This window comes from Halorubrum sp. F4 (assembly GCF_027257195.1).
Taxonomy (GTDB): Archaea; Halobacteriota; Halobacteria; order Halobacteriales; family Haloferacaceae; genus Halorubrum.
In genome coordinates, this window is the sequence record NZ_JAPDFS010000001.1 from 98,512 (window position 1) to 109,631 (window position 11,120).

An 11,120-nucleotide genomic window follows, 5' to 3' on the forward strand; every position below is an offset into this window, starting at 1 on the left:
CTCCGGACGTTTAGCTCTTCCATTCGATGCGGCGATCCGGTCGACGTCCATCACTCCGCGCCGAGCGCACGTCGGAACGCGGGGACGTTGACCTCGAGCATCTGCTCGCGGTAGCCGTAGCCCGCCTCGTTCCACTCCCGGGTCGACCCGCCCACGGCCGTCACCGCCATGGTCTCGCTCGCATCGCTGTTCTCGACGATCGTCTCCGCGAGGTTGGGCGACTCGAACCGGTCGTACAACACCACGTCGATCCCGTTCTCGTCGACGACCTCGATCGTGTCGGAGATGTCGCTCGCCCTCGGCTCGTTCTGCGGCGACACGCCCACCGGCGAGTGGATCTCGAAGCCGTACCGCTCCGAGAGGTACTGAAAGGAGTCGTGGCCGCCGAGCACGACGACTTCCCGCTCGGCATCGCCGACCAGCGAGGAGAACGCCTCGTCCACCTCGTCGAGCTCCGACTTGTACGCCTCGGCGTTCTCGACGTAGTCGTCGGCGTTGTCCGGGTCGACGTCGCTCAGCCCGCCCGCGATGGTGTCGACGACCTCCGTCGCGAGAACCGGATCGACCCAGACGTGCGGGTCGATCTCGCTGCCGTGGTCATGTTCGTCCTCCTCCTCGTGGTCGTCCTCCTCCTCGTGGTCGTGATCGTCCCCTCCGTCCTCCTCCTCGTGGTCGTGATCGTCCCCTCCGCCCTCCTCATCGTGGCCCTCCTCGTGTGACTCCTGGCCGTGATCCCACGCGAGCAACTGCTCGTCGAGGTCGCTCAGTCCGTCGATGACCGCCACGTCCTCGTAATCTGACTCGAGCGTCGATGCGAGGTCCTGCGCCCAGGTGAACTCGGCACTGTCGAAGTACACGAACGCGTCGGTCGAGGCGACGTCGGCGGCGAGCGTCCCGCTCGGCTCCCAGCCGTGGCCGAGCTGTCCCACGTCGACGGGGTTCGTGAACGTCGCGTGGTCGCCGGCGACGCGATTCGCCCAGTCGTGGAGGGGAAAGAACATCGCGTAGCCGGAGTCGAGCCCGTCGACAGCCCCGCCACCTCCCCCGTCGCCGGCACCCGATCCGACGCCCGTACCGGCACAGCCGGCGAGGGATCCGACGACGCCGACGCCGAGCAGTCCGGCACTTCGACGCAACATCGACCTGCGTGTGTCGTCCATACCGATCGATGGGTTCGATTAACACAAAAAGGTTATTATTTGATAAACCAAATTTAATAATCCGGGGCAGATACGGCCGGTCGAGTTAACAACGGCCGACGGATCGGGTCGCCCTCCCGCACGTGCTCCTCGTCACTCCTCGTCGAACGCCCGTTCGAGAGCGTTCACGCGCGCGTCCCACGTCTCCCGCGAGAGTCGGGCCTCGGGAGCGAACGTCTCGTAGGCGTGGTACGCGCCGGGCCAGAGGTGGAACTCGGTCTCGACGCCGCCGCCGAGCAGCCGCTCGGCGTACGCGCTCGTTTCGTCCCGGAAGACGTCGTGGGTCCCGATGTCGAGGTACGTCGGCGGCAGCCCCGAGAGGTCCTCGACCCGCCCGGGCGCGGCGTACGGCGGGAGGTCGTCCGCGTCGCTCAACTCCCCGAGGTACGCCTCCCAGGCCCGGACGTTCATCTCGCGGTCCCAGATCCCGACGTCGGTGACCTGCTCGCTCGACTCGGTGACGTTCCGGTCGTCCAGCATCGGGTAGATCAGGTGTTGGTGACACAGCTCGGGTCCGTCCTCGTCGCGTGCGCGGAGCGCCACGGCGGCCGAGAGGCCCCCGCCGGCGCTCTGCCCGCCGATCGCGATCCGGGAGGCGTCCACGCCGAGGTCCGCGGCGTTCGCCGCGACCCACTCCAGTCCGGCGTAGCAGTCGTCGACGGGGGCGGGATAGGGGTGTTCGGGTGCGAGTCGGTAGTCGACCGAGACCACGACGCACCCGACCTCGTCGACGAGCAGCTCGCACGTGGGGTCGTCCTGATCCAGGTCGCCCAACACCATGCCGCCGCCGTGGATCCAGTAGAGACACGGCAGGGGGTCATCGCCGTCGACGTCTACCGGCCGATACACCCGGAGCGGGAGGTCCCGGTCGTCCGTCGGACCGGGGACGACCACGTCCTCGGACTCGACGCCGGGACGATCGGGCACCTCGGCCAGCATCGCCTCCAACAGCTCGGTCATCCGCTCGCGCGTCGCGGGCAGGTCGTCGAAGTCGACGACGTTCGCGAGGAGGAACTCGTCCGGGATCTCCTCGAGGACGGCCGATAGCTCCGGATCCATCGGGGGCAGGTCTCGTGCCATGCTACCGCTTGGCTTCCTGACGCGATAAACGTCGGGATCGATCGAGTGAGTTGCCGCTACGCGCTCCTCGGTTACGACTCCGTCAGGTCCACGACGGTCGCGTCCGCCAGGTCGGCCAGCCGGTCCGGCTCGATCGGAAAGACTGCGCTCGGAGTTCCCGCCGCGCCGTACACCGTCTCGAACGTCCCGAGCGTCGGATCCATCACCGTCGGGACCGTCTCGTCGTGACAGATCGGGGGAACGCCGCCGATGCTCCACCCGACGACCTCCCGGATCCGCTCCGGGTCGCCCATGGTGGCGGACGTGGCGTCGAAATGCTCGGCGACGGCGTCCAGATCGAGCCGGTTCGCCCCGCTGGTGATCGCGGCGACGAGGTCCTCGTGTGAAGCCCGACCGCCGGAGGCGCGTCCCCCCTCCCCGTCGCCGTCGCGGTCGCCGCCCGACAGCTCGACCACGATGGTCGAGGCGATGGCCGCGGCCTCACAGCCGACCGCGTCCGCCGCGGCCGCCGCCGTCTTCGTCCCCGCGTCGAACTCCAGGACCTCGAGGTCGACGCCGTATCGCTCGTGCGCGCGCTCCGCGAACTCCGAGGCTCGCTGATGCATGACCGATCCGGTGACGTGGCGACCCATCAACCTCCCGGATGCGGTAGAGATCGGCGGGGCCGGAAGGCGCGCCGGCCGCCCGGTCAACGTATACGCTCTCGAAACCTGTGTGTCGTATGCCACCGACACGACGGCGCTACCTCCGCGGAGTCTGTGGGTCCGCGTCCGTCGGCCTCGCCGGCTGTGCCGTCCCCGCGCCCACTGCTTCCGACGGGAACGGATCCGGCCCCGGCGGCACGCGTCCCTCCGGAAGTGGCGGTCCGGGCGTCACCGTCGTCTCGGTCGACGACGGGCTGGACCTCCCGATCGAGCCGGCGGTCGAGGTCATCCGCGAGGCCGCAACCCCGGAATCCCCGCCACGGCTCCGGACGACGCTGACCAACGCGGGGGACGAACGAGCGAGGCTCGGCGAGGGCCGAGCGGCCCACTTCGAGTACGTCGCCGACGGCTCCGGACTGTTGACGCTCCTTCCGACCGGGGGCGACTATCCCGCGGAGCCCGACTGCTGGCGGCTCGACGAGGGCATCGCCGTCACCGAGGAGTACCGGACGTTCGCGGTCGACGCCGGCGCGTCGAGCGACCGCGACGTCGACCTCTACGCGACCCCCGAGGCGGACGGCTGTCTCCCGGTCGGCGAGTTCCGGTTCGAGACGACGGTCTCGATCGTCTCCGACGACGCCGAACCGCTGTCGTCCGGGCGGTGGGGATTCACGGTCCTGTTGGAGTAGGCGACGATCGTCGGGCCGACCCGTGTTCGCCCGTTCTCACCCCGTCGGCGACTCGGTTCCGTGACTCCCTCACCGCGTCCGCAACTCGTCCTTATCCTTGATCACGCGGGCGTCGCCCTCGCCGGAGGTGACCTCGTTGACGAGGTCGTAGAGGTCGTTCTGGAGCCCGGCCGGGAAGGTGAGCACGCCGACCCACGAGCCGTCGTTCTGCCACTCCTCGCGCTCGAGGTCGCCGAACTCCCGTACCTGTGCCTGTCCGGATCCCGCGTAGTCCGCGGGCAACTGAACCGCCATCGTCACCTCCTCGAACCGGATCGGGATGACGGGTCGAAGCGCCTCGAGCGCGTCGTCGACCTGGTTCTCGACCGGCTCCATCGGGTCGATCTGGAACCCGGCCTCCTCCAACGCGCGCTCGATCCGCTCGGGCGGGTGCGGCGAATCGTCCATCTGCGGGTTCACCGCGTTGCGCGTGATCGTGTTCACGAGCTGTTTGTGCTTGCGCGCTTGCATCTCCTCGCGCTGCTCGGCGGTGATCTGTATCTCGCCACGCTCGACCACCTGCGGGATGATCTCGAGGGGATCCGTCGTATCGAAGACCGTCTCTAAGTCCTCCTCGGCGGGTCGATCGCCTCGAGAGGCGTTCTCGAAGACGTCCTCGGCGGCGATCACGTCCTCCAACTCGCCCTCGAACTCCCCGCGTTTCATCGCCAACGCGGCGTCCGGGTCGATGAGCACCTCGAATCGCTCCCCGTGTGACTCCAGTCTGGCGGTCACCGCCTCGTCGAGTGATATCATACATGTGGATACCACCCCTGCGATAAAAAGCCTCCCGCGCTCCCGCTCCGTTCTCCCGCACTTCCGCTCCTCCGACGCTCCCGTGTTCGCGTTCTCCGCTACCGTTCCCACTCCTTTCGACACGCCTCCCCGCAGAAGTTCCGTCGTTCGACCGCGCCGTTCTCCACCCACGTCAGCGTCCGTCGGCCGACGCCGAGCGCCGGCTCCTCACAGTTCTCACACCGCGGCGCGGACGCCTCGTCGTCCTCGCCGAGGTCGGATGTCGGGTCCACCATACGACTCCCCCCGGGCCGCGCACACTTGAACCCGGCAAGCCCGGCAGTTCTGGCCGGCCGGAGGACGACCGGCCCGCCTCACTCGTCTCGGTCGGTCGGGTGGGCCACGTCGAGTTCGCCGTCGGGCTCCGGGTCGCGGATCGTCCGCTCGCGTCCGTCGGGCCAGCGCACGACGACGCGGTCCGGGTCCCCCCCGCCCAGCCCGAAGTGCGCGACCGGCTCGGTCTGACAGAGGTATCCGCCGCCGGCGTCGATCACGCGCCGCTGGGTCCTCCCGTCGGCGTGGAGTCGGACGGTCGCGCCACGAGCGGGCGCACCCTGGGGAGTCGTCGGCCGGACGCGGAGCCACCCGTTCTCGGCCGCGTCCGGGACGCCGTACACCGAGATCGGCTGGGCGGCCACCTCGCCGTGGACGACGAGGAGTTCGAGAGCCCCGTCCCCGTCGAGATCGGCGGCGACCGCCCCCGTCCCGAACCCCGTCGGCTCGGCGGCCGCCCCGACGTCGCCGGGGGCCCACCGCGGTCCGTGCTCGTCGGCGGTCCCGTCGAGCGGGTCGACCCGCTCGAACAGCCGGCTCGGCTCCCCGAACCCGTTACAGAACAGCTCCTGTCTGCCGTCGTTGTCGAAGTCGGCGGCGACGACCGAGCGGACGCTCTCGGCGGCGCGTAGTTCCGGCGGAGCGACGTCGCGGTACACCCCGGACGCGTCGGGCCTGAGCAGCCGGCTCCGGCCCTCCCAGTTGCCGACCGCGAGCGCGAACGTCCCGTCCTCGTCGACCAGCGCGACCCCGCGGGCGTCCCCTTCCGGATCCGCGATCGCCCGGCCGCCGTCGACCGCCTCGTAGTGGCCGCCCTCGTTGCGGAACAGCCGGTTCGGTCCGCGCTCGACGCCGACGAACAGGTCGGTGCCGGGCGAGCAGAGCGGGCCGGGTAGGAGCGACCGACAGCCGTCGTCGACGGCGAGCCCGACCGCGTCGGCCATGTCGGACGCCTCGCCGTCGTCGCCCAACTCGTAGAAGGCCAACGGCGCGCCGTAGCTTGCGACCGCGACCCCGTACCGGCCGGTCCCGAACCGATCGAGCGCGGCGACGGACCGACCCGCGCGGAAGTTGAGCCGGTCGGCGTTGACCGGGAGCGCGAACGCGTCGGTCCACCGGTACCGGTCGGCCTCCAGCCGGTCCAGAAGGAGGTCGGAGTCGCCGGCGACTCCGGCGCTGTTGGCGCAGTTGTGGACGTAGATCTCCTCGCAGCCGTCGGCGTCGACGTCTGCCGCACAGACCCCCATCGCGTGCCTGTCGCCGTCGGCGACGATCCCGCAGGCGGTGTCGGCGAACCGCCCCTTTTCGCCGTTCTCGCCGCTCTCGCGGGCGTACAGGCGGTTCGGTTCCCCGTACCCGGCCACGAACACGAGCGGTCCGTCCCGTCCCGGAGTCACGGCGACCCCGTACCCGCGAACGGGGTCGGCGTCGGCGAGCAGGTCGGAACGGTCCGCGAACATGGCCGTCCGTCACCGCCCGGGGGTTATGAACTCACGGGTTGGATGCCCCCGAACCGCCGGGGGTCGATCCGCGTTGCGGTGGTCCACCCCACGGTGATCTATCCCGCGACGATCCGACCGCCCGACCGGAGATCCCTCCGGGCGGTTTACGCGACGACCGTCTCCTCGAGCAGCTGGAGCGGGTGTTCGATCTCGTAGCCGGTGCCGTGTTCCATCTGCATCGCGCAGGTGGGACACTCCGTCATCCCCACCTCGCCCTCGGCGTCCTCCATGTGCTCGAACATCTCCTCGCCGATCTGCATCGACTTCTCGTACTTCTCGCTCTTCCAGCCGTAGGTGCCGGAGATCCCCGAACAGGAGTCGCCGACGTCCTCCATCTCGACGCCGTCAACGTCGCGGAACGTCTCGACCGCCTGCCGCGCGAGCCCCTGGTTGCGGGCGTGACACGGCGCGTGGTACGCGAGTTCGCGGTCGTCCTCGGGGCCGTCGCTCTCGGCGAGCGCGCCGTCCAGGTCCTCGTGGATCCGGAGGTACTCCAGCGCCTCGAAGGTGTGATCGGAGACGTCCTCGATCCCGTGGATGTCGAACAGCTCGGGGTACTCCTGGCGGAGCGACATCGAACAGGAGGTACACGACGCGATCACGTCCGCACCGTCGCCGATCGCGGCGACCAGGTTCTCGACGTTGGTCTCGGCGTGCCGGCGGGCGTCCTTCAACATCCCGTTCGCGAACATCGGCGTGCCCGAGCACTTCTGCGGGGGCACCATGACCTCGTAGCCGAAGTGCTCGTAGACGCGCACCATGGCCTTCCCCACCTCCGGCGTGTTGTAGTTGGAGTAACAGCCGTGGAAGTACGCCACGCGCTTGTCGGGGTTCTCGACCTGCGCGCCGCCGCGGTCGCGCCACCACTCGCGGAACGTCTGGGTCGCGAACTCGGGGAACTCCCGCTCCTTGGGGATCCCCAGTACCTTGTCCATCGCCCAGCGGGCGGGCCCGAAGTTCATCGCGAACGTGGAGAGCCGCGGGACCACGCTGGCCAGCCGCGCGGAGGTCCGGTAGTTCGCCAAGATCCGGTTGCGGACGTACTCGAGGGAGAGCTTCTCCATCTGCTCCTCGACGAACTGCCCGCGCGCCTCGTTGTGCATCTGCGAGAGGGGGACCGAGGAGGGACACGCGTCGTCACACCGCATGCAGTTCGAACAGGAGGTGATCGACTCGTCGATGTCGTGGTCGTCCTTCCGCTTGAGCCGCCACTGCTCGGGTCCCTGAAACTTCGGTCCGGGGAACTCGTCGTCGACCTCCGCGACCGGACACGAGGTATCACAGGAGGTGCATTTGTAACAGGAGTCGGCTCCGTCCCGCAGGTCGAGATCGCCCTCGGGGAACACGTCGATCGGGTCGTAGGCGTCGGGGTCGAGCTCGGCCGAGTCGCTGCCGCCCGTCGCGCTCTCGACGCCCCCGTCGGTCGCGGTTCGTTGGTCGGTCGCGGTCCGCGGATCGGCCGAGGTTCGCGGGTCGGTCGCTTCCCCGCCCCCCGCGGCCTCGTCCTCCTCGTCGTCCGGCACGAAGATCGCCGGCTGCTCGTCGCGGCCGAGCGCCGGAACCCCCGGCCGTGAGCGCGTCCCGTCGTCCGCGTCGCCGTGCCGTTCGGAAGCCCCGGTTCCACTCGCCTCGTCGCCGTCGTCCCCTGTGTGTCGTGTCATTGCTGAACCTCCCGTGCCGCCTCCCGACCGGCCACGAGGCCGGTCGCGAGCGAGACGCCGCTCGCCGATTTCTCCCGTGCCACGTCCGCGCCGCCGACGACGCCGCCGGCGACCCGGACGTTGTCGTACGCTACCTCTTCCGCCGCGTCGAGCGGGCGGAGCCGGTCGTCCGGTCGCACGCCGAACCGCGCGTACGGTTGCTCGCCGAACGCGTCGTCGACGAACCACTCGTAGCGGTCCGACGGCTGCGGGACGTGGAGGTCGAGGACGGGCTCCCGGATGCCCTCGCGGTCCGAGTCGAGCCCCTTTCCGACCAGCCCGCCCGTCGCGAGCACGACCGCCTCCGCGCCGTACGGAACCGCGCTGCCCTTCCGGTCCATCACGAGGTGGTCGATCCGGTCGTCGCCATCGGCGGTTTCGTACCCCACCGCGGGCGTCCCCGTCTCGAACCGAACCCCCGCGTCGTCGAGCGCGTCGTACAGCAGGTCCTCGAGCCGGAGCCCCGGCAGGCTCGGCGGGCCCATCGGGACCTCGAAGACGTCCGCGCCGAGCCGGTCCGCGAGGTCGGCTCTGACCTCCGCCGCGTGATCGTCGCCGAGGAACGCCGGAAATCCGACCCGCTCCACGCGGTCGACTCCCCCCTCGTCGTCGACGACGTCGTGGAGGTGCGGCCCGACCGCCTTCGCCAGCGCCTCGCGGGCCGGCGTGCCGTCGATCGCCTCGTCGCGGTCGAGCGCCTTCGCGAGGCGGGTTGTCTTCGCGTCCGCGCGGAACGCCTCCGCGAACTCCACCTCCGCGCCCGCGACGTCGAACGGGACGCCCGCCGCCGAGAGCCGGTCGGCGAACGCCCGCGCGTCGTACTCGGTGAGCGAGCGGAACCCCACGATCAGCGTCGGTCGGTCGTCGCTCGCGAGTCCCGCCGCGGCCGACGCCGGGTAGCGGGCCGTGGGTTTCACGCTCCCGCCGAAGGTGGGAACGAGGGCGTTCCGGTCGGTGTGGCCGCCCAGGTACGCGTCGCCGACGAGGTCGTCGAACAGGTCGAGCCCCTCCCGCAGCGCGTCCGCTCCGACGAGCCGATACGGGTGGTCCTCGGGGAGCCGGTCCGTCGCCTCGAACGGGTCCGCGAGCGGCCCCTCCGGGTCGGGCCACTCGTCGGGGTCGAGGTTCCGGCCAGCGGTCGGCGGCCCCTCCCGGAGGGGTTTCGACGGCTCGGTCGCCGGGACGTAGCCGAGCGCGTCGATCAGCCCCGAGGCCTGTCGGAGCGTGCTCGCCTTGTGGGAGACGAGCCGGACGTCGGCCCCCTCTCGCGCGGCCGCGACCGCGGCCGTGATCCCCGCGAGCCCGCCGCCGACGACGAGGACCTCGCTATCTATCGCCATGCTTCCCTCCATCCAGCCCGCCGTCCGTCGCCGTGACGCCTGCGTGGGAGTCGTCCGACCCGGAATCACCCGTTCCGGACCCTTCGGATCCCGAGTCGATCCCGGCGTCGAACGCGCCGAAGTCGACGTCGGCATTCGTCGTCGCGGGGTCGCCGTCGCGGTTCATCGTCGTGGCGTGGAGCAGGTGGTTCAACATCGCCTGCGAGAGCTGTCGGCCCCACAGCGCGTGTCGCTGGCCCTTCCAGCGCTCCTGGTAGAGCTCGTCCTCCGCGTCGCGGACGACCCTCCCGGGGTACTCCCGTGCCAGCTCCGACGCGATCCGGTGGGTGCAGAAGCCGCCCTGACAGTTGCCCATCGAGGCTCGGGTGCGGATCCGGACCGCGTTCAGGTCGGATCCCGCGTCGTCGATCGCGTTTCCGACCTCCGCGCGGGTGACGCCCTCGCACTCGCAGACGACGGGGTTGGGGTCGGTCCCGGAGAGCACGTCGTCGGTCCGGGAACCGAGCCGCTGGGCGGACCGCCGGCCGATCGGCGACCGGATCCCGAACTCCTCCATGTAGTCGCGCAGGACGCTGAAGTCCTCGGAGCCGGGCAGCGGCGCGTCGGCGGTGTCGCAGTCGGCGTCGTGGTCCAGCTTCTCACAGACGTGGTCGGTGATCGACTCGGCCATCATCCGATAGGTGGTGAGCTTCCCGCCGACGATGCTCGTCATGCCGGGGAGGTCGTCGCGCTCGTCGTGGTCGAGCAGGAAGTAGTCGCGGGTGATGTCGGTTGGGTCGTCGGTGCCGGTTCCGGGCGGTTCATAGAGGGGTCTGACGCCCCAGAACGACCGGAGCGTGCGGGCGTCCTTCAGGGCGGGTACGAGCTCCGAAAGGGTCTCGATCATGAGGTCGACCTCCCACTCCTCCTCGGGGTAGTCCTCGGGGTCGTCGACCTCCTCGTCCGTCGTCCCCAGGATGCAGGCGGTCTCGTGGGGGACGACGATGTCGGCGTCGCCCTTCGGCCGGCAGCGGTTGATCACGGTGTCGACCTGTCTGGTGTTCATCACGGTCATCACGCCCTTCGAGGGGCGGACCTCCACGTCGACGCCGGCCATCTCGCCGATCTGCCCGGCCCACGCGCCCGTCGCGTTGACCACGTAGCGCGCGTGGATCTCCTCGGTCGTCCCCGGCTCGCGGTGGACGCGCTTGCCCGGGCCGCTGTCGTGTTCGATCTCGACGCCGACGACCTCGTCGTCCTCGACGAGCACGTCGGTCACCTCGGCGTGGGTCTCGACGCGCGCGCCGTGCTCGCGGGCGTCGGCGGCGTTCGCCACACAGAGCCGGAACGGGTCGACCGCCCCGTCGGGGACGACGATGGCCTTCTCCACGTCCCGTGCGAGGTAGGGCTCGCGCCGCCGGGCCTCCTCGCCGTCGATCACCTCCGCGGGGATATCACACGCGCGACATCCCTCGAGCTTCTCCTGGAAGTACTCCTCGGAGTCCTCGGGTCGTTTGACGAACATCCCGCCGGTCTCCTCGACGCAGTGGGCGGCGATGTCGCGCAACACTCGGTTCTCCTCGATGCACTCGCGAGCGCTTTTCTGATCCGAAACGGCGTATCGGCCGCCGCTGTGGAGCAGCCCGTGCATCCGGCCGGTCGTCCCGTGCGTGAGGTTTCCCTTCTCGACGAGGACCGCGTCGAGCCCCCGCCGGGCGAGGTCGCGTATCACGCCGCAGCCGGTCGACCCCCCACCGACGACGACGACGTCCACTTGATCGTCCATGTCATAGCGCTTGGACCGGGATCACTTTACTTTACCTCTCGTAGCGACCCGTTCATAACTATCAGGGACATTCATACACCGTTGACGGCGTAAC

10 protein-coding genes are annotated in these 11,120 nt (G+C 70.0%); 1 reads left to right on the plus strand and 9 read right to left on the minus strand.

Annotated elements, in window-relative coordinates; translation table 11 throughout:
• Positions 1–50: 50 nt before the first annotated feature.
• From OKW78_RS00510 to OKW78_RS00520, 3 genes are all read right to left on the minus strand, one after another.
• Positions 51–1,160, minus strand: coding sequence for a metal ABC transporter substrate-binding protein (locus OKW78_RS00510; RefSeq protein WP_281193379.1), 1,110 nt, complete (start codon positions 1,158–1,160; stop codon positions 51–53).
• 132 nt (positions 1,161–1,292) lie between these two features.
• Complete coding sequence (locus tag OKW78_RS00515) at positions 1,293–2,279, minus strand: alpha/beta hydrolase (RefSeq protein WP_281193380.1); 987 nt, start codon at positions 2,277–2,279, stop codon at positions 1,293–1,295.
• A gap of 71 nt (positions 2,280–2,350) precedes the next feature.
• On the minus strand, positions 2,351–2,884 hold the full coding sequence (locus tag OKW78_RS00520) for a YbaK/EbsC family protein (protein ID WP_281193381.1): 534 nt from the start codon (positions 2,882–2,884) through the stop codon (positions 2,351–2,353).
• A 116-nt stretch (positions 2,885–3,000) separates the two neighbouring features.
• Between OKW78_RS00520 and OKW78_RS00525 the strand changes: the two genes are divergently transcribed.
• The gene (locus tag OKW78_RS00525; protein WP_281193382.1) at positions 3,001–3,612 is read left to right on the plus strand and encodes a hypothetical protein; all 612 of its coding nucleotides are present in this window, start codon (positions 3,001–3,003) and stop codon (positions 3,610–3,612) included.
• 69 nt (positions 3,613–3,681) lie between these two features.
• Here the strand turns inward: OKW78_RS00525 and OKW78_RS00530 are convergent, their stop codons facing one another.
• The 6 genes from OKW78_RS00530 to glpA form a co-directional block, all read right to left on the minus strand.
• Entirely contained in the window at positions 3,682–4,407 is a 726-nt protein-coding gene (locus OKW78_RS00530) for a ribosome assembly factor SBDS (RefSeq protein ID WP_281193383.1), read from the minus strand.
• A 98-nt stretch (positions 4,408–4,505) separates the two neighbouring features.
• Positions 4,506–4,682, minus strand: coding sequence for a hypothetical protein (locus OKW78_RS00535; RefSeq protein ID WP_281193384.1), 177 nt, complete (start codon positions 4,680–4,682; stop codon positions 4,506–4,508).
• A 78-nt stretch (positions 4,683–4,760) separates the two neighbouring features.
• Positions 4,761–6,179: a CRTAC1 family protein gene (locus OKW78_RS00540; RefSeq protein WP_281193385.1), complete on the minus strand. Its 1,419-nt coding sequence runs from the start codon at positions 6,177–6,179 to the stop codon at positions 4,761–4,763.
• Between the two features lie 146 nt (positions 6,180–6,325).
• Entirely contained in the window at positions 6,326–7,882 is a 1,557-nt protein-coding gene (locus OKW78_RS00545) for an anaerobic glycerol-3-phosphate dehydrogenase subunit C (RefSeq protein WP_281193386.1), read from the minus strand.
• Positions 7,879–9,261, minus strand: coding sequence for a glycerol-3-phosphate dehydrogenase subunit GlpB (gene glpB, locus OKW78_RS00550; RefSeq protein WP_281193387.1), 1,383 nt, complete (start codon positions 9,259–9,261; stop codon positions 7,879–7,881). The genes OKW78_RS00545 and glpB overlap by 4 nt, the downstream gene beginning before the upstream one ends.
• Complete coding sequence (gene glpA / locus OKW78_RS00555) at positions 9,248–11,026, minus strand: anaerobic glycerol-3-phosphate dehydrogenase subunit GlpA (RefSeq protein ID WP_281193388.1); 1,779 nt, start codon at positions 11,024–11,026, stop codon at positions 9,248–9,250. Before glpA ends, glpB begins: the two co-directional genes overlap by 14 nt.
• Positions 11,027–11,120: the final 94 nt, after the last annotated feature.

Excerpts from the sequence above, each read along its gene's own strand:
- OKW78_RS00520 (WP_281193381.1), bottom strand. The coding sequence starts at position 2,884 with ATGCATCAGCGAGCCTCGGAGTTCGCGGAGCGCGCGCACGAGCGATAC.
- glpB (WP_281193387.1), bottom strand. The coding sequence starts at position 9,261 with ATGGCGATAGATAGCGAGGTCCTCGTCGTCGGCGGCGGGCTCGCGGGG.
- OKW78_RS00540 (WP_281193385.1), bottom strand. The coding sequence starts at position 6,179 with ATGTTCGCGGACCGTTCCGACCTGCTCGCCGACGCCGACCCCGTTCGC.
- OKW78_RS00515 (WP_281193380.1), bottom strand. The coding sequence starts at position 2,279 with ATGGCACGAGACCTGCCCCCGATGGATCCGGAGCTATCGGCCGTCCTC.
- OKW78_RS00525 (WP_281193382.1), top strand. The coding sequence starts at position 3,001 with ATGCCACCGACACGACGGCGCTACCTCCGCGGAGTCTGTGGGTCCGCG.
- OKW78_RS00510 (WP_281193379.1), bottom strand. The coding sequence starts at position 1,160 with ATGGACGACACACGCAGGTCGATGTTGCGTCGAAGTGCCGGACTGCTC.
- glpA (WP_281193388.1), bottom strand. The coding sequence starts at position 11,026 with ATGGACGATCAAGTGGACGTCGTCGTCGTCGGTGGGGGGTCGACCGGC.
- OKW78_RS00535 (WP_281193384.1), bottom strand. The coding sequence starts at position 4,682 with ATGGTGGACCCGACATCCGACCTCGGCGAGGACGACGAGGCGTCCGCG.
- OKW78_RS00545 (WP_281193386.1), bottom strand. The coding sequence starts at position 7,882 with ATGACACGACACACAGGGGACGACGGCGACGAGGCGAGTGGAACCGGG.
- OKW78_RS00530 (WP_281193383.1), bottom strand. The coding sequence starts at position 4,407 with ATGATATCACTCGACGAGGCGGTGACCGCCAGACTGGAGTCACACGGG.